General features: G+C 58.3%; 18 protein-coding genes. 8 read left to right on the forward strand and 10 right to left on the reverse strand.

What is annotated here, in order from left to right; translation table 11 throughout:
• Window positions 1–155 precede the first annotated feature (155 nt).
• On the forward strand, window positions 156–521 hold the full coding sequence (locus ABEA12_RS02995) for a helix-turn-helix domain-containing protein (RefSeq protein ID WP_210099299.1): 366 nt from the start codon (window positions 156–158) through the stop codon (window positions 519–521).
• Here ABEA12_RS02995 and ABEA12_RS03000 read toward each other — a convergent pair.
• Entirely contained in the window at window positions 518–994 is a 477-nt protein-coding gene (locus ABEA12_RS03000) for a hypothetical protein (RefSeq protein ID WP_210099298.1), read from the reverse strand. The genes ABEA12_RS02995 and ABEA12_RS03000 overlap by 4 nt on opposite strands.
• Window positions 995–1,363: 369 nt before the next feature.
• On the opposite strand from ABEA12_RS03000, the gene ABEA12_RS03005 reads away from it, so the two are divergent.
• Window positions 1,364–1,936: a PadR family transcriptional regulator gene (locus ABEA12_RS03005; RefSeq protein ID WP_210099297.1), complete on the forward strand. Its 573-nt coding sequence runs from the start codon at window positions 1,364–1,366 to the stop codon at window positions 1,934–1,936.
• Window positions 1,937–2,080: 144 nt separating this feature from the next.
• Window positions 2,081–2,719: an NAD(P)-dependent oxidoreductase gene (locus tag ABEA12_RS03010; RefSeq protein ID WP_210099296.1), complete on the forward strand. Its 639-nt coding sequence runs from the start codon at window positions 2,081–2,083 to the stop codon at window positions 2,717–2,719.
• 138 nt (window positions 2,720–2,857) lie between these two features.
• On the opposite strand, the gene ABEA12_RS03015 is transcribed toward ABEA12_RS03010, so the two are convergent.
• The 3 genes from ABEA12_RS03015 to ABEA12_RS03025 all read right to left on the reverse strand — a co-directional run bounded on the left by ABEA12_RS03015 (window position 2,858) and on the right by ABEA12_RS03025 (window position 5,331).
• Entirely contained in the window at window positions 2,858–3,184 is a 327-nt protein-coding gene (locus tag ABEA12_RS03015) for an antibiotic biosynthesis monooxygenase family protein (RefSeq protein ID WP_210099295.1), read from the reverse strand.
• A 165-nt stretch (window positions 3,185–3,349) separates the two neighbouring features.
• A complete protein-coding gene (locus tag ABEA12_RS03020) occupies window positions 3,350–4,249 on the reverse strand; it encodes a phosphotransferase (protein WP_210099294.1) in 900 nt (299 codons plus the stop codon).
• Window positions 4,250–4,464: 215 nt separating this feature from the next.
• Entirely contained in the window at window positions 4,465–5,331 is an 867-nt protein-coding gene (locus ABEA12_RS03025) for a CPBP family intramembrane glutamic endopeptidase (protein ID WP_345466331.1), read from the reverse strand.
• A gap of 1,274 nt (window positions 5,332–6,605) precedes the next feature.
• Between ABEA12_RS03025 and ABEA12_RS03030 the strand changes: the two genes are divergently transcribed.
• Together ABEA12_RS03030 and ABEA12_RS03035 are read left to right on the forward strand one after the other, a co-directional pair.
• Complete coding sequence (locus ABEA12_RS03030) at window positions 6,606–8,225, forward strand: bifunctional lysylphosphatidylglycerol flippase/synthetase MprF (RefSeq protein WP_210099293.1); 1,620 nt, start codon at window positions 6,606–6,608, stop codon at window positions 8,223–8,225.
• Complete coding sequence (locus tag ABEA12_RS03035) at window positions 8,222–9,016, forward strand: hypothetical protein (protein ID WP_210099292.1); 795 nt, start codon at window positions 8,222–8,224, stop codon at window positions 9,014–9,016. Before ABEA12_RS03030 ends, ABEA12_RS03035 begins: the two co-directional genes overlap by 4 nt.
• A 7-nt stretch (window positions 9,017–9,023) precedes the next feature.
• Here the strand turns inward: ABEA12_RS03035 and ABEA12_RS03040 are convergent, their stop codons facing one another.
• The 6 genes from ABEA12_RS03040 to ABEA12_RS03065 form a co-directional block, all read right to left on the reverse strand.
• On the reverse strand, window positions 9,024–10,196 hold the full coding sequence (locus ABEA12_RS03040) for an alpha/beta hydrolase (RefSeq protein WP_210099291.1): 1,173 nt from the start codon (window positions 10,194–10,196) through the stop codon (window positions 9,024–9,026).
• Between the two features lie 111 nt (window positions 10,197–10,307).
• Window positions 10,308–11,675, reverse strand: a complete 1,368-nt coding sequence (locus ABEA12_RS03045; protein ID WP_210099290.1) for a VTT domain-containing protein — start codon at window positions 11,673–11,675, stop codon at window positions 10,308–10,310.
• Window positions 11,672–13,093 carry a sensor histidine kinase gene (locus tag ABEA12_RS03050; RefSeq protein WP_210099289.1) on the reverse strand — a complete coding sequence of 474 codons (1,422 nt, stop codon included), beginning with the start codon at window positions 13,091–13,093 and terminating at the stop codon, window positions 11,672–11,674. Before ABEA12_RS03050 ends, ABEA12_RS03045 begins: the two co-directional genes overlap by 4 nt.
• Before the next feature lie 106 nt (window positions 13,094–13,199).
• Entirely contained in the window at window positions 13,200–13,877 is a 678-nt protein-coding gene (locus ABEA12_RS03055; RefSeq protein ID WP_210102397.1) for a response regulator transcription factor, read from the reverse strand.
• Between the two features lie 14 nt (window positions 13,878–13,891).
• Complete coding sequence (locus tag ABEA12_RS03060; protein ID WP_210099288.1) at window positions 13,892–14,503, reverse strand: phosphatase PAP2 family protein; 612 nt, start codon at window positions 14,501–14,503, stop codon at window positions 13,892–13,894.
• Window positions 14,504–15,001: 498 nt separating this feature from the next.
• The gene (locus tag ABEA12_RS03065; protein WP_210099287.1) at window positions 15,002–15,637 is read right to left on the reverse strand and encodes a PepSY domain-containing protein; all 636 of its coding nucleotides are present in this window, start codon (window positions 15,635–15,637) and stop codon (window positions 15,002–15,004) included.
• 454 nt (window positions 15,638–16,091) lie between these two features.
• On the opposite strand from ABEA12_RS03065, the gene ABEA12_RS03070 reads away from it, so the two are divergent.
• The 3 genes from ABEA12_RS03070 (at window position 16,092) to murJ (ending at window position 19,828) form a co-directional block, all read left to right on the forward strand.
• Complete coding sequence (locus ABEA12_RS03070; RefSeq protein WP_210099286.1) at window positions 16,092–16,688, forward strand: SGNH/GDSL hydrolase family protein; 597 nt, start codon at window positions 16,092–16,094, stop codon at window positions 16,686–16,688.
• A gap of 162 nt (window positions 16,689–16,850) precedes the next feature.
• Complete coding sequence (locus ABEA12_RS03075) at window positions 16,851–17,597, forward strand: formylglycine-generating enzyme family protein (RefSeq protein ID WP_210099285.1); 747 nt, start codon at window positions 16,851–16,853, stop codon at window positions 17,595–17,597.
• 524 nt (window positions 17,598–18,121) lie between these two features.
• Window positions 18,122–19,828: a murein biosynthesis integral membrane protein MurJ gene (gene murJ / locus ABEA12_RS03080; protein ID WP_345466341.1), complete on the forward strand. Its 1,707-nt coding sequence runs from the start codon at window positions 18,122–18,124 to the stop codon at window positions 19,826–19,828.
• Window positions 19,829–20,239 lie beyond the last annotated feature (411 nt).

The following is a 20,239-nucleotide window of genomic DNA, read 5'->3' on the forward strand; positions in this document are numbered from 1 at the left end:
GTGGACTTTATCTTTTGCCGTGCCCATGTGCACAACCCACCACAGAACCAGCCCGGGCGAAGAACGGTCCGCTTGGGCCGGCGAAGACGGCACTCCCCCGCACTATGCAGGGTTCGCTTCCACTGACCGTTAGGTTTCACGAACAGAGGGATGACATGGCATCGCCACGTAAGTCAGCACAGCAAATTGCCGCTCGTGAGAAGGCGCGGCAAAAGGCCGCCGACTTCACCGCCCGCAACGAAGAACTTATCGAGCTGGCCGCGAAATTTATTGAGTTCGATGACGCAGCCCAGGAAATGGAAACAGCAGCACAGGAAAAGGCCGAGAAAATCATTGAACAGGGAAAAGCTGACGCCGAACAGGCAAGAAATGAATCGGGCGATGTTGTAGCCAGGATGCTCGAAACGGGCGAGTCCAGGAGTGCTGTTGCAGCGCGTTTGGGCATGAGTGTTTCAACGCTCAAGAAGTATGTGCCGACCCCTGGTCCTGCCAAGTCGGCTGTTGTTCCCGCCGACGCTTAGAACAACGTAGGAGTGTCCGGATCGTGGTTGAAACGAATCGCGACGATTCGTTCACTGTCCCAACCATGGGCCAACAGTTCTTCACGGATGCGGCGCGACCTATCCGCTTGCGCGGCGCGTCCCACGCCCCAATACCTTAAGCCGGTTCCGTTACTGTGTCGCATCTTCTTGATCCGGTCGAGCATGTTCTCCCGATGAGTGCCGGGCATCAAATGCGAACTGGGATCCACGGTGGCATGTACGCATGTTGGCTCGTCGCAGCCATGCATTAGCGAGGGCATATCATCGAGCCAAACACCGGTCGCTAGATAGTAGGCGAAGCGGTGTGGGCGAACTGCCCTGGTTGTCCCGTTCTTGTTGAGAGTGAAGCGGCCATAGCCATCATCACTGATGGCCCCAACCCAGAACCAGCAGTCACCCGGGGCTGGCCCCTTGATGACTTTGGCCCAAAATCGTTCATCGGCGGCGCGCATTCTTTGGACTCCAATGTTGTGCGGCGTGTAGACAAGTAAAGTATCCGGCGGCCGAGCGATAAGGCAACACCGAGCCCATCAACTGACTAAAAGGGACGCGTTCGAAAATTGGTCATCCTCAACTGGGGCTTCTTCTAAACAGCGTTCCGTAAGCGGTACGCACGCGACACAGTCCAACGGTCGGGCCAAACGGAACAGTCGTCGCTCAACGTCTGCAAAGGATCAGGTCATGCGCTGTGATGTCCGGTGACCGACCCCGTTGCGGTCGTCTGAGAAGGGATCGGTTCGCCATTTGGAACCGCGAGAAAGATAACAGACGAAAGCTATATATCTATTGTATTGCAAGACTACTCGTGCAAGGGTAGTTACATGTCTTCGATCCGTATCTTCATCCTCGGTGCTCTTGCCGATCGTGGCGCTATGCACGGCCACCAGCTCCGCCTCCTCGCCACTGAAGAGCACGTGTCCGAGTGGGCGGACATTACAGTTGGCGGGCTCTACGGGGCGATCAAGCGACTCGCTGCCGAGAGCCTAATCGAGGAACTACGGGTGGAACAGCCCGGCAACTACCCCAAACGACAGGTCTGGGGCATCACCGAAAATGGTCGGCGCGTGCTGGTATCGCTACAGCTGAATGGGCTGCGCGAAGTCATGTTCAAACCGGACCCGTTTGATCTTGCCCTAACACGCCTCGACTTCGACCACCTCGAGAATCTGCCGGCGATTGTCGAGGCGAGGATCGCCACATTCCAGGGCATGCTGGCCGACCAGGAAGCCCAACGGGCAAGCGTGGCCCGATATCTCACCGTCGCCGAACGAATAGCGATGGCCCACCGAACCGAACGGCTGAAAACGGAGATCGACTGGCACCGCCAGCTCGCCGAACGCGTCGGAGACATCATCGCTGACGAGCGAAATCGAAAGGCCATTGTCGATGACTAGCAACCCGACGACGGTGGTGGCACGCACCCTGTTCATTACGTATTGGCATTGTTCATCGGCTCAAGCATGAGCTGGTTCACACTTCCCCGCACCGCCACAACATGTCCGCAAAGCCAGCATATTTTGCCAGAAAGGATGACGACAATGCACATCATCGTTTTGGGGGCTGCCGGGCGAACCGGAAGCCAAATCGTTCAACAGGCACTCCGCGCGGGACACACGGTCACCGCGCTAGTTAGGGATGACAGCACTTACGGGCCTCCTGCGGTTGGGGTTCAGGTTCACCGCGCGGACGTCTCCGACCCCAGCTCACTTGCGGGAGCCTTCGCTGGCTCCGATACCGTGATCAATGCCATCGGGCCACGAAACGGCAAAGAACCCGCGATGGTGTACTCCGAAGGTGCTGCCAATGTCACTGCCGAGATGCGCCGGGCCGGGGTGAGGCGTTTAGTGACGGTCAGTGCTGTTCCCGCGTCCCTCCCGCACGAAAAGAACCTCTTTGAGCGGCTTCTCCTCCACCCGATCCTGTGGCGATTCTTCGGTCCCAGTTACGCCGACCTCCGCATCATGGAGGCAGCCCTCCGCGACAGCGCCAACATCGATTGGACCATCATCCGCCCTCCGCTCTTGACTGATGACGAGCCGACCGGTATCTACCGCACGGCGATCGACTCGCACCTCAACGGAGCCAAGAAAATCAGCCGAACTGACCTCGCTACTGCCATGCTCGCCGCATCCACCAATGACACTCTCATCGGCCACATCCTCACGGTATCCATCTAGACTCGCACGTTCCTCTTGGGCTTCTGGTCACCTGGTCCTGATCGACAATGGCGAGATTCGTGGGGAAAACCGTATCCGGAAGGGAGCATTGGCCCCTCTCTTCTCGCGTTCGGTGACCGTTCCCCCTCGTGGAGGGCCTCACACGTGTCGAGCGTGCACTACGTCGCATACGATCGGTGTGAATTCGGCGAGATCCGCAGCTCTCTTCATGTGGGCACCGCACGCTGGGTCTTCTCGCATGGCATCGAAGTGGGCGCGGCTTTGCCACTGCGCGTAATTCACCACGTGCCGCCCGTCAGTGCTTCGGTGGATGTTGGCCGAGATGAATCCTGGCATATTCTGCATGACTCCATCAGTCGCTTCGACCAGAACGTCGACTAGTTCTTGTTGGTGCTCGGGTGCAACTGAAAAAACATTCACCAAGGTCATCATGGAGTCATCTGTGCTGATTGTTGTGTTGGTCATGGGAACAGCTTAGAAGTAAGAGTCATACATTTGATCCGGTGACCTCACACCTTTCGAATGATCCGGCGGCAATCCAGCAGTTCCCTTCAAGGTTCCCGTCACGGACACATAAGCGCAGTACGTTTGACCTCTGACGGCGATGCCGGGAATCCAGTTGGTGCGGGCCTAGGCCAGATTTTCGCGAAGCCACGTGGATGCCTTGTCCGCCGCAGCCGAGATCTCGGAATCCGGCCGCCGGGAAACGACCAGGAAGCCCACCTGTTGAAGCCGAAAGGTGTTTCGCCGGACCAATGCCCGGTGAACTTGATCGGCGGAGGCAATCTCCGACAGCTTCTCCCATCCATGCCAGACACCCAGGCTGGCAAGATCAGTCGCACGGTCACTCTCGGAAGACAAATTCCAGTCCAGGATGCCGGATACACGTCCTTGATCCCACAAGACGTTATGGCCTCCCAAATCACCATGGGAAAAGACCCGATGCTCCGCACCGAGAGACGCGAGAGCCTCGACTGCTTCCCTGGCCAGAACCCTCGTTTGGGGATCGAGCCGGGGAAGCACCTCATCGACTTGAATCCGGTACCAGGCAGCACCCCCGCAAAAAGACAGTGGATCAGCCAGCAAACCACGGAGCGGGACCGCATCCACGGAGGACACCACATCCAGCAGGCGCCGCAGTTCGCCCGGTGACCCTTCGCCAACGGGGCAAGGGCTCCCGGCAACAAATTCCGTGGCGACGGCACATACGCCATTGATCTCGATGACCGGTCCCAGGGACCAGGGCAATGCCAACCCCATATCGCGCGGAATCCCATCGACAAGCCCTTGTCTCCGACACATTGTCTCAGCCGTAGATTTGTCACGTGCAATTCTGACTGCGGCATGCCCCTGAAGCAGCACGACAATGTGGGCGGAACCTTCGTCGACAACTGTTCTTCGTGCGGCACGCGCCTTGCTGGGAAGGTCGATAACCGCAGCATCAACAATGGAGGCCAAGTCTGAATTGATTACTGGTGCTGGCACAATCACGGGCCTACAAGATCTGGCATTGTGGAGTCTCTTCGTCATGGGTGTCGCCCAATTCTTGCCGACCTACCAAGTACCATAGGCCCTTCCTCTTCGGAACGATAGCGCTGCAAAGCTCTGAAGCCTCGTTTTGAGTCAAATTGCCCCGCCTGTAGACCCTCTTGCGGCCTTGCCATAGTGGGCTCCACCAGTGGGTATAAGCCTCTTGCTCAATTCCATTGCAGCGTCGCCGCCCGCTGAGATAAAGAGACGTCTCGTTAAGCAGCCACGAGCGCCGCGGCCACGGCCCACCCGTTCGCGAAGACGTGAACGACGACGTTGGCGAAGAGATTTCGGTATCGCCACCACATGATCCCGAGAAATAACCCAAACGAGCCTTGAACGACAATGACGCGTGCGACGTCGATGAAGAATTCGCCTGTTCCATGCGAACCAAGATGCATGAGCGCGAACGCGAAGGACCCTATAACGATTCCCGACCATGCCCCGAGGCCCGCTTCCAGTCGAGTCTGAAGCCATCGACGGCAAAAGAGCTCCTCACCAACGCCCGCTGTCAATGCCGTCGCAACCGCAGCAGTGACGACAAAAGCCGGATCCAAACCACCTATGTCGAAAGTTGGATTCCACGGGGCAACCTGCGAAACGATCACCCACAGCACGATCACGATCGCTGGAGCCCACCACCGCGCAGCACTATTACGAAAGTCGATCTGCACACTTCGGCGGACCAGAAGCAGGAGTCCGCCGGGAATAATGATCAAAAGAAGGAGCTTGCCGAGAACGTACAGCTCGCCTTGAAGCGGAATCGTCGCGGAAGCCAGCGGGAATAGCGCAGCTAGCACCAACAGGACGACCGTCGTGATAAGAAACCTTCGGCGTTCTTGCACGACTGCTATACGAGCAAGCGAGCGTCTTGGAATCAGAAGAACCAGTGAAATTCCCACCGCCGACGGAAGTAACGTCACCCAGTATGCGATCGCCTCCGCACCCGGATCCGACGACACCGAGGTCCCCAAAGGTGACACCACGAGCAAAACCGCGAAACTGACGATCCAGAGAACGGCCCCAGCAGCCACCACCCATAATTCAAGCCTCTGGCCACCTCGAATCGAATTTTGCAACATCCAACTGACAGTACTGCATACCTTCAGCACCGTTCAGCTATCAGAACGGTTCGGAGTTCCGCTACGGGTTCCTTCAGTGACTCCACTTCTTGCGGCCCAAAACATTATCCAACCAAGGTTCTCGTTTCAGAGGTTTTGATTAATCCCAGAGGGGCGAGGAGACAGCCAGATACCGCGGTCCCCGCATAGCGAACAACGCTAGACTGAACAGAATCCTGGCCTGATGCTGGCGCGGTTTTGGGAGCGACGAATGCCAGGCATGGGCCAGGAGATTGGCTATCCTCCACGGAAAGTTTGGTCGATACATGAGGGAATGGCTCTGGCAGCACAGGATGGCCGTCATCCCGCTGGCAATCGTACTGATGACTTTGGTGTCACTTCTCGCCTACGGGGCTAGCGGAAACAGTTGGTCCTTTGGGTTGTACTCAACCCTGTTCAATCTCATGTGGTGGGGCGGCCTGTACTACCTGTACGCAAGGGAAGCTAGGAAACGGACGAACGCCTTGGAAAAGCGGGGCATCTTCATATACCTAAGGTATCCGGGTTCCCGCCCAGGGTCATTGCAGGACGTGTGGGCAGGCGGAACTGCGGCCTGTCAACCACATCAAATCCTGTTCCAAGAGGTCATGTCAGGCTCCGAAGTTTCCCTGGGTAGGCCGACAACACTGGACATTGTTGGTATCCCCGGCCATCCAGAGCGCATCTCAGGTGGTAGGGTGCCGCGCCACCTGCCTCCGGGTCTGATGGTACTGACACTGGCCCTGCCCCATGGCACCGTGGAAATCGCCGCTGAATCCTTGGCTCTAGAGCAATTGAAACAACAAGTGTTCCATGCTGGACCGGTAGCCTAATTCTGGCTTGGACAGACGTGACTTCCAAGGAAGCGACCGTATTCGAGGATAACTTGGCAGCGTTGTCCCACAGAGCGTTCCGCTCTGGAACGTCAGTGCCACAAAGCCTAGAACCCTCGATTCCGAGCCCAGCGGCCCCGGCAGCCGACCGTCTCACGGGACGTCTTCGGATGACCGAACATCAACAAACGTTACGACACTGCTAGCCTCCACGTTTGTCCATGACCCATCACGATTCATGAACATATTCGGTGAGAACGCAGACAGAGTCAGCGCATCAGTGAACCCTACGTCAGTCCTGATCGGATCCGGATTTAGCCGCTGTCACAAACGATGCTCTGTCATACTTGGCCCATGAATCATGTGCTGCAGTCCTACCAGCGTGACCGTGCTCGACGAGTGGCAGGCGCTGTGGTGGCCATCATGGCTATTCTCGGCTTGCTCTCGGCGGCTTCGCGCCCGTTGCGGGGGATGTTGGCCGAACTCCTACAGATCGTTCCCTTCGTGGTTCCGCACACAGCTTCGATCACATTGGTATTCGTCTCTTTCGGCATGCTGCTTACCGCTCGCGGACTGCGACGAGGACATCGCCTAGCGTGGGTGGCGGCACTGGTGCTCCTGGCTGTTTCTAGCATCCTGCATATCGCCAAGGGCGTGGATATCGCAGAGGCCTCCTTGTCAGTTGTTGCGCTCGTTTGGTTAGCGACCCAACACCGCGCGTTTCCCGTCCTTCCCAGTCGTTCGATGACCGTGCGCACAATTGTTGTCGGAGTTGTCGGCAGCTCGACTGTCTTAGCTTTAGCGACGGGTCTGGCCATGAGGGCAGACCGGCGTCACCGTCGGGACTTCGACGACACCGTTGGGGCATTGGTGCAGAAAATGGGTGGGAACAGCGTCCTGCCCATCGATTTCGGCGGACGCTATGCGGCTCCCGTACTCTTCGCCATCGGATTGTGCGTCTTGGGCAGCGTGTTGTGGCTGCTCCTCTCGCCGCGTACTCCTGCGCCGCTGACCGGTTCGGCGCAGCACGCCGAACGCGAACGAGCCCGCACGCTGGTGGAAACCCATGGCGGTGGAACGCTGGACTACTTCGCACTGCGCAATGATAAGCAGTGGTTCTTCACGGGCCACAGCCTCGTGGCGCACACGGTGAAAAATGGTGTTTGCCTGGTGTCCCCCGACCCCATCGGACCTAGCGAAGAACGCGAAGAAACCTGGGCCGAATTCATGATGTACGCCCAACGCTCCGGATGGTCGGTCTCTGTGTTGGCCGCAGCCTCCGAGTGGTTGCCCATCTATGAGTCCTCCGGACTGCGCAGCGTATACATGGGCGATGAAGCCGTGGTGGAATGCCCATCGTTCACCCTTGATGGCCCACCGATGAAATCCCTTCGCCAGGCCTATCGACGTGTCCAACGCAGTGGCTACACCACCAGTTTCCACGACCCCGCAACGCTCGAGGATTCGGTCCGCGATGAACTCATCGGCTTATCGACCCAGAGCCGCCAAGGAGACACCGAGCGAGGGTTTTCCATGACCCTGTCCCGACTCTTCGACCCAGAGGACACCGGACTCTTGTTGACTGTTGCCCGGGATGCCGGCGGGGCAGCCCAGGCTTTTGTGCAGTGGGTTCCGGCCCGGGATATCGACGGGTGGTCACTGGATGTGATGCGCCGATCCACGGCACCGGACCTGCCCAACGGCATCATGGACTTCCTGATCACCGAGACGATCCATCACATCGCCGAGGAGGGCGGCCATGGCCTGGGCCTGAATTTCGCGATGTTCCGCCGCGTGGTTGCCGGTGAATCCGAGGGACGCCTTGCCAAGACATCGCAGTCCGTGCTGCAACGGGCCTCCAAGCACACGCAAATCGAATCACTGTGGAAGTTCAATGCAAAGTACCAACCCTCCTGGGTACCCCGTTACGTCATCGTGGGAGCCATGGACGACCTCGCCGCCCAGAGCATCGTGATCGCCAACGCGGAAGGCATCACCGAAATCCCGGTAATCGGCCGGTTCATGAAACAGCCCAGCCGATGACACTCGCGCTACTGGCAGCCCTGCTGGGCACCGTCGGGTACGGAGCCGGCTCGGTGCTCCAAGCCGCCGGGGCCTCCCGCGCCTCCGGTCCGGCAGTGGTTGTCCAACCCTTATACCTGCTTGGCCTTGGCTGTGACGGAGTGGCCTGGCTCGCCTCCTTGGTCGCACTGCAATGGCTCCCGCTGTTTGCCGTCCAAGCGCTGCTGGCTGGATCACTGGCAATAACGGTGATCTTGGCACGCATTTTCCTCGGTGCCCGGCTGCGCGTCAAAGACAGGATCGCCATTGGAGCTGTCGGCATAGCCCTGGTGACGGTTGCCGCCGCCGCCGGCGCCGAGTCAGCCACCGTCCCTCCTGTTTGGTTTGCCCCCGCTCTGCTTGCCTCCATGGCCCTGGTCGTCGCTGCCATGCTAATCCTGTACCGAGCTGGCGGAACCATGGGGATGGCGGTCGTCGCCGGGCTGGCATTTTCCGGTGCAGCACTTGGCGCGCGCTCGCTGGTGGGAGTCAGCTCACCATGGCAGGTGGTTAGCGAGCCCGTTGCTTGGTCGATTGCAGTTTTCGGCATCGTCGGTGCCGTGGCCTACGCACGCGCGCTGGAACATGGTGCGGTGGGTCCGGTGACATCGGTTCTCTGGGTCATCGAAGTAGTGGTCCCTGGCATCGTTGGAGTGATGATTCTGGGCGACGGAGTACGAACGGGCTGGGCCACCGCCGCTATTGCCGCGGTCGTTGTCGCTCTGGTGGGTTGCGTCGTGTTGGCCATGAGCCCGAGCCAACCGGAAAGCTAAATGAGCCCTATTTCCCAGGGAGCTCCCGGGAGGCAAAAACGAGTGCATAGGGCAGGCCCGCCCGGACCTCGGACCATGTATGCCCTTGGCCCGCATTGATCCGGTAGTAGACCTTCTGCTGACGGCTCTTGAGTTGATCGGCCAGCTTCTTGACCCGAGCAACCCCGCTGCGGTCCCCGTTGTCCAGGTAGAACGCCTGGGGATGCGTGAATTTCATGGTCGGAAGGTAGTCGCTCGGTGAGTGCGCCTTGATAAGCGCCTGATTGCCGTTGAACGCACTCTTCCCGCCACTTCCTGGATCTCCATAGCCTTCGAAAGAGATGATGGTGCTCCACGTGTCCTGATGGCGCAGGCCCTGGTCCAGTGAGCAGTATCCACCGGAGGACATTCCCCCCAGGATCCTGCCGGATCGGTCTGTCCGTGTCGGATAGGTCTTGTCGATGAAGGGGATCGCTTGGGTGTAGATCCACGATTCGATCTTTGGCCCATTGATGGCATCAAGGCATTCGGTGTCCCGTTGCCCGCCGCCGTTGACATCCAGGGACACCACGATCATCGGCTTGACCATGTTCTGTGCAATCAGGGCGTCCATCGTTTGGTCTATTTGGGCCGCGGCGAACCAGTCGGCCGCCGTGCCTGGATAGCCGTGGATGAGATATAAGACGGGGTATCTGGTCTTTCCCGATGCGTCGTATCCGGGGGGCGTGTAGACCCAAGCGTCACTGGCCGCGACACGGAGTTTGGTGTCGCCGGGCATGCCAACCGACCCCACCGTTCCCGGTCCCCCGACGGCGACAGTCCCCGGTGCCCCGGCATCGCTGCCCTGGCCCGTGGCGGCGGCAAGAACACGGCCACCTGCGGTGAGGTTCGGTACGTAGCCTACGTAGGCATTGGCCAAGAATGCGCCAGCAACCAGCACCAGGACGAGGACCCCGGCAATGCGTGCCACGATGCCTGCCCAGAAGCGGTTCCTTGATTTGGGCTGCCCATTTCGTCCCGGTCGTTTGCGCGACAGGGGGCGATGGAACAACAAGAGGAATACTGCCACCAGCAGGCACACAGCAGTCACCGCACCGGCCGTCCACCATGAAGAGAGCCACGTCGAACCACCGGTGCTGGAAAGGACCGCGTCGGAAAGGTTGATGGGGGCAACGTCATTTGAAGAGAATGGTAAGTACATGACTGCTCCTGAGTATGGGGCCGGTTGGTAGTGGTCCGCCGGTTCCCGGAACGTCAGCGTCACAGAAAACACTGTCGTACACAAGATCCGGTGGCCGCGCGGACCCAGCCACTAATCGTTGATGTCGGCGAATACCGGCAGTTTAGTGCTCGGCCACGATGCGCAAGCAGCAGCAGCAAACAATGTACCGGCAAGCCAGCCGAATACGGCATCTGACGGACTCTGCTGGCCGAGATAGACATGGCTCAGTGCAATCAGCGGAGTGATCGCCACCAGCCCGGTCAGGGTAAGCACTGCCCGGCGCCACTTTGCCGAGTACCGTCGAAGCACCAACCATGCGGCACCGGTAAGTAGCGCGGTGGAGACCAAAGGCTGACCAATCGCCGAATCCACGGCCATGGCCTGCCCCGCAAGATGCGCGACCCATACTCCGGTGACCGTGGCCAGCAGCAAAACCACCGACAGGTACACAGTGAACCACCACGGTTGAACGACCGGTCCCGTACGGGTGAGGAAGACGCACCCCACGAGCACGGATACCACTAGGGCCGGGTGCCCCGCGATGTTAATGATCTCCATCAACACCGTAAATTCGTCATCTTGGTGGCTGCGGAACCATGCCTCCACCGTGCTGTCAATATTCCCCAACACCTTGCCCGTCACTGCGGTATTGCTGATCCAGTTGTAGCTGCCGACCAGCGCAATGATCGCAACTGCGAGCACGCCACGTACCTGTGCACCGGCGACAAGAGGAAACCACCGGGTTTTCCTTGCTGTTGCACCGTATGGGGTCTCAGAGGCGGCGGCTCTGGTCTTGATGGCAGCCATGGGTGCGGAGGCGATGAGCCTGGCCACCCATTGTTTGGTGCGTTCGGGATTGCGCAGGGCAAAGCGCGCAACCAAGGCGATCAGCAACGCCCCGACAAGTATGAGAGTCAGAATCAGGCTTGCTTTGCCGAGGTATTGTTCAATCGTCTTATAGGATTGCCCGGCAAAGAAACCCACGAGGACCACGGTCACCGCCCAGAGCGTCCCACCAATGGTGTTATACAGCAAGAATGTCTTGTACGGCATGCGTGACATTCCGGCGATCGCCGGGACCAGTGCGCGCAGCAGACCGACCCAGCGGCCGAGCAAAACCGCGGTGCCCCCGCGTTTGGCCAGGAACTGCTCACCTTTGGCCCATTTTTCGGCCCCAACGAACCGTCCAGCCCGACTGCGTTTGAGACTCGGCCCAAAACGCCGTCCGATTTCATAACCCACAGAATCCCCGGCGATCGCGGCCACGACGGCGATCACCAGCATGATGCCCAGATCCACTTTCCCCTGGCTGGCGATCACGCCGCCGAGAAACAGTGCGGTTTCACCAGGCAGCACCAACCCGACGAATGCCGCAGCCTCCCCAAAGGCCAGAGCGCCCACGATCACATAAACCAGTGGAGCGGGCAGGGAGACGATCGAGTCCAGGAAGGCGCTCATGTTTGTTTCCGCCCGGAGGTCGTTGTGGGTGATCGCTGTTTGCCGGAAAAGAATCTTGTTGCAGGATTGCGGGAGGACAGCTTATCCGCGGGTTCCTTCCCTACGGGGTGCACTTGTGGTTCCAGTGGCAGACTCACCAGGAAGCACGTGAATCCCTGCGGGCTCTGGCTGACCTCGATGGTGCCGCCATGGGCGAGGATGATTTCCTTGCTGATGGCCAAGCCAAGTCCGCTTCCACCGTGCTCGCGGGCGCGGCTGGCATCCAACCGGACGAACCTGTCAAAAATGCGTTCCCTTTCAGCTGCGGGGATCTGATCACCGTCATTTTCAATCCGCACCACGACGTGGTCGCCCTGTGACGAAAGTGAGATCCGGATGATGCCCTCGGCGTGGCGTTCGGCATTGTTGACCAGATTGCGGAAGACCTGCCCCAGGCGGTTCGCATCGCCCCTCATCCGCACCGGCACCAACTCTGTCCGAACCACGTGCGCCGACATCGACCGAAGACGCCGGGCTTCCTGGTTCAGCACGTCGTCCAGGTCCACATCCTCCATACGGAAGCGCAGACCAGAATCATCGATTTTGGCCAGCGTCAAAAGATCTTCCACCAGGTACCCCATGCGTTGGGTCTGGTTTTGCAGCATATCGGAGCTTTCAAGCCATGTTCGTCCCGTGGGATCGGCAACAGCGACTTCCAAGCCGGTCCTGAGGGTCGCTAAGGGGCTGCGTAGCTCGTGGCTGGCGTCTGTGACGAAACGACGTTGTGATTCATCAGCCTTTTGTAGTCGGTCCAGCATGGCATTCATGGTGTGTGCGAGCCGTTCGATTTCATCTGCCGTATTTGGCAGCACGACCCTGTCGTCCAGGTTCTTTTGAGAGATTCCTGCAACGGTCTCGCGGATGCGTTCCACCGGCAGCAACGCACGCCCGATGAGGAACCACATCAGCCCTCCTGCCAGTATGACCAGAAGCGGGACCCCGGCGAGCAGGACCCACCCGACGGTGCTTACCGCGTCTCGCTCGATCGAGGTCTCCGCACCCACCACCACCAGCACGTTCCCTTCGGCAGTGGCTACGCCCTGTGCGGCGATCAAGTGCTCATCAAAGTCCAGGATGCCGACCAGACCGGCATTCTTTGAAAAGTAGCTTTCCCCAGGCTCCAGGACGGCCCCGTCGTAAAGTTTCCCTTCGTCGGCATCTTTCGAGGCAACCAAGATGGTGCCATCGGTTTGAAGGATCTGCGCGAACTGGATCCCGGAATCCCGCACATCCCCGGCGAAATCTTCGGCATCGTCCGCCTGGATCGTTTCCACAAGGCTGTCGAGCTGTTGAACTGTCATGTCCCGGGCGTTGGTGATCAACGTTGAGCGCAGCACGAACAGCAGAACGAAACCCGCCACGACCAAGACAGTGGCCATGATCGCAATAGCGGCAAAAACCACCTTCTTGCGGACCCCCCAACGACGTCGCGACCGCCTCTGGAGGCCGTCCTCTTTGAGCGTTGGTAACGGTAGGTGGCGGTGGCTAGCGTTCATCGGAGACCAAGCAGTATCCCATGCCTCGAATGGTGGTCAGCGTGGATTTGCCGAAGGGAACGTCGATCTTTTTTCGAAGGTACCCCATGTACACCTCCACCACATTGTCGCTGCCCTCATAGGCGGAGTCCCAGACATTGTCGAGGATTTCAGCCTTGGAGACCACCTCGTCATGGCGACGCATCAAATAGTGAAGGATGGCGTACTCCTTGGGAGTCAAGGACACGGTGCTGCCTTGCCTGCTGACGCTACGACGTATCGGATCCAACGCGAGAGTTCCCACCGACAGAGTGACCGGACGCTCCGGAGCGCCTCGACGGATCAACGCCCGAAGCCGAGCGACCAAGACCATGAAACTGAACGGCTTGGTGAGATAGTCATCAGCCCCAAGGTCAAAGGCGTCTGTTTGATCGTATTCACCGTCCTTGGCCGTGAGCATGAGCACCGGGGTCCAGATATTGGCAGCACGGATCTCCTTAAGGATCTGGTAGCCGTGTTTGCCCGGAAGCATGATGTCCAGGACCGCGACGTCATAAGGATTCTCCAGTGCCATCCAGGCACCACCGACCCCCTCGTTGGCAACGTCAACAACAAATCCTTCATTGATGAGTCCACGACGCAGTGTCTCGGCCAGTTCCTTCTCGTCCTCAACCAGCAATAAGCGCATGGATGCCTCTTTCATCAGGTGCTCTCCATCCTAGTTGGATCCGCGTACCGCTCTCCTCCAGCAGAAGGAGCCGTCTTTGCTGCGTGCCTCCAAGGGTTGAACGCTGGTATGTGGCTGGTGAGCAACCCGGCGACCAGGACCACCGCCGCCGCGGAAAGAACGAAGGCAGCAAAGACATCCGAAGGATAGTGCACGCCCAGATATACGCGAGAAACCCCCACTGTCACGGCGAAAACAACCGCTAGGGTGACCGTCAAATAACGCCACCGCGTTCCCCACGCAGCCAACGACACCGCAATGGCCAAGGACACCGCAAAGGCAGTATGACCCGAAGGGAAGGAGGTGAATCCGTTCATATCCGGAACCAAGACATCGGAGAGCAATCCCTGCTCGGGACGCGCTCGGGACACGGCAACTTTCATGACCGTGGTCAAACTCCAGCCGGCTGTGGTGAGAACGATGACCAGCAGGGCATCGGCGGCGGAACGCTTAAGCACGTAGACAAGACCTGCTGCCAGCACAAGAACGACCACTGCGAAAGGACCGCCAAGACCATGGTGAATGCCCAGGGCCACGAGGTTGGCGACCTCACTGTGATGCGTTCCCAGGTCTTGGACGATCCCCATATCCGAAGCCGTTAGGAACAAGTTGTGTTTCAGTATCATTCCCGCAGAGAACACAGCGATGACAGCAAGCATCGTAAAGACAAGCCAGCCTTGAATCCGCACCACACCCCACCGGGCAAACCATGCAGCCAGGCTACGAAGAAGGTCCGAAATACCCGGAGTTACCTTGGAAATGCCTCGATACGTGTGTGTTGGGGAAAGACCGCCACTGGTCCGCTGATATCTAGGCATTAGGCATGCTCCTGCACTGGTCGTTTTCATCACCTGCATATCGGTTCTGCGAAGAGATGCAGCCTGTGGTTCTTTCCATCACTTCGCACCCTTATCGAGGCCGCTTTTCGCAGTCCGGGGCGCCCTAGCTCCACAACTTCGTCTCACGCACCTCCACAGGCCGACAGGGCAGGTGCTTGGCTGGGACCAATGAACGGCAACCGGCCACGCACTCGGGGGGTGAATACGTGGCCGGGGTTCTTGCCTCCTGCTCAGCTCCGCTTGTACTTACTTTCCGCTGGTAGCGCTGGGGCTGGCGTCTTGAGGATTGTTCAACTCCACGTTGGTTCCCTGCTCAGGACTATCGGAGGTTTCCGTGCCTTCGGGAGCTTCAGCGGATTCGTCGTCCTCAATCTCTGAAGCCAAGACCTTCGAGTTTCCTGCGTCGATGGTGACCTCGGTGAAGACACCTACTCCGTCCTTCACCGTTGCATCGTAAACGAGCCAACCATCTTCTTCCTCCAGTTCCATCTCCACAAGGGTGCTGCCTGAAACAGTGGCCAGTGCGGCTGCGCCGGCATCCTTCTCGCTAACCGTCGCGAGCTTGGCCAACTTGGCGGCCTCAGCAGCATCCGACTCCTCAGTCGCAGACTCCGCCACCACAATGGAACCTTTGATCTTCGTTTCTTTCTGTTCACCCTGCGATGATGCCGACTTCGTATCGCTTGCCGCGTTAGCTGCGGCTACGCCAACCGTGGCGACTCCACCGAGGAGCGCTACGCCAGCCAAGGAAGCAAAGACGTTTCTTTTATGCTTGGTCATGTTCACGGGGTGGGAACCTTTCACTGGGGATGTAGCACCAGAAATTTCCTCCGGTGCTTTCGTGCGGTGTTCACTGCTTTGACGCCACGGCTGTGGTGCCATGGAACAACCTTCTCCCCTAGGTGCTAAGACAACGCTGAGGAATCCTGAAGATTTACTCAGCTAAGGCAGGATCAGCATCGTTGTGGGTCAATTGTCCCTTGGCACTCAGCGTTCTTTCAGCCAATAGCGCGCATTCTTAAGCCAAGGCGTTGGCGGACATCTTGCACCCAGCGCCAGTCACCACACATCAACGGGGGAACATGCAATGGAGCAACGGGGAAGCAAGGCCTACAGGGCAGCTCGGGCACTGCTAGTAAGTACGCTCCTCGGAACAGTGCTGGTGTCCTGTGCTGCCATCGGGAATTTTCCTCACTTGGCTGTTGGCTCCCCACCCAGCGCGACCCAGAGAGCCTCATCTAACCAGAGCACGGTCACAACCGCTGCGCAGGATCTTGGTACCGGTTCGACGACGGGCCTCAGCCACGTAGGTAAGCAGATCATTGACACCCGAAAGGTGGCATTGCTGATTGGTGATTCCCAGTCTGCTGGAGCTGCGAACGTCCCCGGAAATCGAACCTGGACCCAAAGTGCCCTGCGCGCAGCAGGATACAATATCCAATTCCTCGGAGCCGGCGGGACCGGCTTCGTTTCCTCGAATGCCGCGGGGGCATTGAACTACCCTTCTGCACTAAAGCAACATCGATGGGCACTGCCGAGCATCGCGCCAGCGTTGATCGTCGTTGAAGGCGGTGGCAACGATGCAACGATTGGTGCCTCGAATGCGCAGATATTGCTGGGTGCGGCCGAAACAATCAATGCTCTTCAGAAGCAGTACCCGTCTTCACAATTGCTCATGGTGGGGACCCTCGCAGGTTCGTCTACTGATAGTGGTGCCAGGCGGATAGCGGTGGATGCGCTGCTTGGTACCTACGCTCGGCAAATCCACGTTCCGTTTGTGAGCACCGGGCATTGGGTGAAAAGTTATCACCTTATTGGCCTGATGGCGGATAAAGTACACCTCACGCAGGCGGGCCACGACGTACTCTCAGCTGTCCTCACCCAACGTCTTGCACAACTCAACCTCACGTCCACGCTTCTTGTAAACCAGTAGGTCGTTGCAGGAGCCGGAACTATATTGGATGCCGAAGTTAGGATCCTAGTCTTGCGACTGTTTTGCGCAGCTGATCGAACATAGTGAGCGGAGCTCCCGCGCTCGGCTGCCAAGTGCCCGGCCAAGGTTCAGGCTAGCGGGACGGCATGGGAGCATTGTGAAATGCCTACCTTTAATCTTCGTCCGCTACCAGCCGGACAAGTGGAGTTACACGACGCGCGACGAAAACGCCGTTGGACCGTCCATCTGGAACCATTCGAGATTGGAATCGCGCCAGTCACCGAGGTTCAATATGCGCAACTCATGGGTAATAGCGAAGCGGGCACCCAAGCACCGCTGGTAGATATCAATTGGTTGGAAGCCATCAAGCTTTGCAATGAAGCGTCAATGAGCGAAAGCCTTTCTCCTGCATACATTTTCGAGGCAGACGAAGTGATTTGGCAGACGACCGCCTCCGGGTACCGACTGCCCACCGAAGCCGAATGGGAATACGCGTGCCGCGCCGGCACTGTGGGACCGCACTACGGACCCCTTGATGCCATTGGGTGGACAGCGAATGACAAGTTAGAGAGCCCGAAAGAGGTTGGTGAAAAACAACCCAATGCCTTCGGACTCCACGACACCCTTGGAAACGTCTGGGAATGGTGCTGGGATCTACTCGATCCGGCCCGCTACGACGACTACCGGGTCTTCCGTGGGGGAGGTTTCGCCGACAAGCACTGGAGCGTCCGGGCCTCGACCCGTCGCGGTGGAGCGCCAGGGATGAGTCACCCAGATCTTGGCCTTCGCATGGCCCGGGGTGCTTTCGATGAAGCACCGGCAGTCCAAGGATGGTCAGGGGAGGCAGACTCTGAACGTGGAAAGATCACTGGCATGCTGCCATCAGGGTGGACGCCCCGGCGGCACTAACTACGACCAATGCAGGCTTACCTGGATGCACACCGCTGAGTGTTGTGTCCCGCAGGACGTTCCCCATTTAGGCCATCCAGTGTCTACTGGAGCATATGACCATAGGAGAACATTTTGAAAGCATGAAAATTGGCTTTGCATTCTTAGCTGCTCTCAGCCTGATGATGATCTTCATCGGAAATGGGGCACTCGTTAAGGGGCTCTACGCTGCACTGCTTGTCGTGTGCCTTGTGGTCATAGCCCTCGTGTCAAGGAAAGATCGTTCACGCAAATGACATCTCTGGCAAAACTGGCACCCTACGAACCGGAATGGCTCACTCCATACCCACCGGCCCGGTAAAGGTTCGACTTGTGGACGCGTTCAGTAAACGCCCTTCCAAAAAAACCAAAGGGTATGCTTCTTACTTCAATGCGTTGATGCCTTCGTGTTAAGCAATGCCTGACTTGCTCTGATTGAGCGGTATTTACGAGGGGCTAGCGCAAAGTCTTCCCACGCCACTTCCCCCACCATTGAAGGCCACACCATGACCAGCGGCGTTTCCACGGTGCAGCGAACACCACACGAGCAACCCGCAGAGCGCCAGTCAAGGACCTACGCCTTGATGACGTCCGGCACCTTAGTTTCGCGCATACTCGGATTCATCCGCACAGCACTTCTGGCTGTCGCCATCGGCTCGTCGACGACAATGGGCGATATCTTCGAGAAGGCAAACGTCATCCCGACGATCATCTTCATGCTGCTGGCCGGCGGCATCTTCAACGTCGTACTGGTACCTCAGCTGATCAAGGCGTCCAAAGCCTCTGACCAAGGTTCGGCCTACACTTCGAAATTGGTGACCCTCACCATAGTGGTGATGGGTGTTGGCACAGTGCTATTGACGCTCCTAGCCGGGCCACTGATCAAGGCTCTAACCCTTGATTGGACCGAACCCATGATGGCAATGGGCACTACGTTCGCCTATTGGTGTCTGCCACAAATTTTCTTCTACGGCGTTTATGCGGTCTTCGGGCAAGTCCTGAACTCGCACGGACGTTTCGCTGCGTATATGTGGGCACCGGTAGCGAACAATCTGGTACAGATCCTTACCATCGGCACATTCATCGTTCTCTTTGGTACTTACAGCGGCGGCAATGACGCCTTGGAAACCTGGACCACCACGCAAACGATCTTGCTGGCTGGTGGAGCCACCCTGGGCATCGCAGTACAGGCAGTGGCCTTGTTCTGGCCACTGCGCAACCTGGGGCTAACCCTGCGCCCCAACTTCTCGTGGCGGGGTATGGGTCTTCGCCATGTGGGGAAGCTTGCAGCCTGGACTCTGGGCTCCATGATGGTCGGAAACATCGCTTCTCTAGTCAACTCAAAATTTGTTTCAGCCGCAGCGCCAGCCCGTTTGTCCATGCCCAACGGAGGGGCAGACATTCCAGGTGAGTACGCGCTAAATACTTCGCAGCTGATCACCGTGTTGCCGCATTCGATCTTCGCGCTCACCTTGGCAACGATGCTGTTCAATGAATTCACCAAGGCCTTCCACGAAAAACGCCAGCAAGACATCGCTCCTTTGCTCGCAAGGGGGCTATGCACCACTGCGGTACCGATCGTGTTCGCTTCAGTGGCTTTCATCGTGCTCGCCGGCCCCTTAGGGCGCCTCTTCGCCGGTAGCTCGGAAACGTCGATGTTGCAGGGCGCGGCCATCGGCCAGCTCCTGTTGCTCACTGCATTGGGGTTGCCCTTCAAGTCCATCCACTTCTTCATGATCCGTGTTTTCTTCGCCGAGGAAGACACCAAGACACCGATGCTGATTCAGACGATCATTGCCGTTTTGGGCGTTGCATTGGCTTTCGGCGCGGTGCAAGCACTCCCCGCAACGGAGATCGCGAAGGCCGTGGCCTTGATATACGGCATCACCAATGTTCTTTCAGCGGTGATCGCGCATTTCCTGATTGTGCGTCGTTACGGGGACTACGGTGTTTCGCGGGTCATGGGCACCTATATCCGCATCGGTCTGATGGCTACCGTCTCGGGTTTCTGTGGAGCCATAGTGTTGTGGATGTTAGGCGGCTATGACTGGGGATTCGCGTGGAGTTCTATCGGCAATGCCATCGTGTCGATCGGCGTGGTCGGTACCGTCATGGCGATCGTTTACGTCTTCTTGCTGCGTCTGATTCGTTCAGTGGAATTAGAACACTTCCTCGGTCCGCTGGGGCGCAAGATACCGCAACTAAGGAGCTGATAATGGCTATTATTTACGGCTGTGGGATCTGGTTCTGACCGATAGGTTCAACTGCTGCGGCGGGTTGCTCATTTCCAGACGTTGGTATAAATGATGAGACCGGATAAGGGCCTGACCATCCCGCAGAGCGTTCCCGACCGGACGGCCTTGGTTTGTTTACAGTCCTAGGCTGCGAAACAGTGCCAAATACCTCCAGAACTGTTGGCATCGGATGCTTCACTAGCTTTTGAAGCCGTCCTATTTGATCGCGTCGTTGTTATGAGTGACCGTCAACATGGCCGATGCCCTATGTGCCAGGGTTGAACGGTGCCAACGTGACATAGCAAGTCACCCCGATGGCGCAGGGCGAGAAGTAGGAAACCGATCAATATGTCTAACCTAGTTTTGGCCGATGTAGGCCAAGATGGATCT

Origin of the sequence: Paeniglutamicibacter antarcticus (assembly GCF_039544305.1) — a bacterium.
Lineage (GTDB): Bacteria > Actinomycetota > Actinomycetes > Actinomycetales > Micrococcaceae > Paeniglutamicibacter > Paeniglutamicibacter antarcticus_C.

Excerpts from the sequence above, each read along its gene's own strand:
- ABEA12_RS02995 (WP_210099299.1), top strand. The coding sequence starts at position 156 with ATGGCATCGCCACGTAAGTCAGCACAGCAAATTGCCGCTCGTGAGAAG.
- ABEA12_RS03000 (WP_210099298.1), bottom strand. The coding sequence starts at position 994 with ATGCGCGCCGCCGATGAACGATTTTGGGCCAAAGTCATCAAGGGGCCA.
- ABEA12_RS03005 (WP_210099297.1), top strand. The coding sequence starts at position 1,364 with ATGTCTTCGATCCGTATCTTCATCCTCGGTGCTCTTGCCGATCGTGGC.
- ABEA12_RS03010 (WP_210099296.1), top strand. The coding sequence starts at position 2,081 with ATGCACATCATCGTTTTGGGGGCTGCCGGGCGAACCGGAAGCCAAATC.
- ABEA12_RS03015 (WP_210099295.1), bottom strand. The coding sequence starts at position 3,184 with ATGACCAACACAACAATCAGCACAGATGACTCCATGATGACCTTGGTG.
- ABEA12_RS03020 (WP_210099294.1), bottom strand. The coding sequence starts at position 4,249 with ATGACGAAGAGACTCCACAATGCCAGATCTTGTAGGCCCGTGATTGTG.
- ABEA12_RS03025 (WP_345466331.1), bottom strand. The coding sequence starts at position 5,331 with ATGTTGCAAAATTCGATTCGAGGTGGCCAGAGGCTTGAATTATGGGTG.
- ABEA12_RS03030 (WP_210099293.1), top strand. The coding sequence starts at position 6,606 with ATGGCTATTCTCGGCTTGCTCTCGGCGGCTTCGCGCCCGTTGCGGGGG.
- ABEA12_RS03035 (WP_210099292.1), top strand. The coding sequence starts at position 8,222 with ATGACACTCGCGCTACTGGCAGCCCTGCTGGGCACCGTCGGGTACGGA.
- ABEA12_RS03040 (WP_210099291.1), bottom strand. The coding sequence starts at position 10,196 with ATGTACTTACCATTCTCTTCAAATGACGTTGCCCCCATCAACCTTTCC.
- ABEA12_RS03045 (WP_210099290.1), bottom strand. The coding sequence starts at position 11,675 with ATGAGCGCCTTCCTGGACTCGATCGTCTCCCTGCCCGCTCCACTGGTT.
- ABEA12_RS03050 (WP_210099289.1), bottom strand. The coding sequence starts at position 13,093 with ATGGCCACTGTCTTGGTCGTGGCGGGTTTCGTTCTGCTGTTCGTGCTG.
- ABEA12_RS03055 (WP_210102397.1), bottom strand. The coding sequence starts at position 13,877 with ATGCGCTTATTGCTGGTTGAGGACGAGAAGGAACTGGCCGAGACACTG.
- ABEA12_RS03060 (WP_210099288.1), bottom strand. The coding sequence starts at position 14,503 with ATGGGGATCGTCCAAGACCTGGGAACGCATCACAGTGAGGTCGCCAAC.
- ABEA12_RS03065 (WP_210099287.1), bottom strand. The coding sequence starts at position 15,637 with ATGGCACCACAGCCGTGGCGTCAAAGCAGTGAACACCGCACGAAAGCA.
- ABEA12_RS03075 (WP_210099285.1), top strand. The coding sequence starts at position 16,851 with ATGCCTACCTTTAATCTTCGTCCGCTACCAGCCGGACAAGTGGAGTTA.
- murJ (WP_345466341.1), top strand. The coding sequence starts at position 18,122 with ATGACCAGCGGCGTTTCCACGGTGCAGCGAACACCACACGAGCAACCC.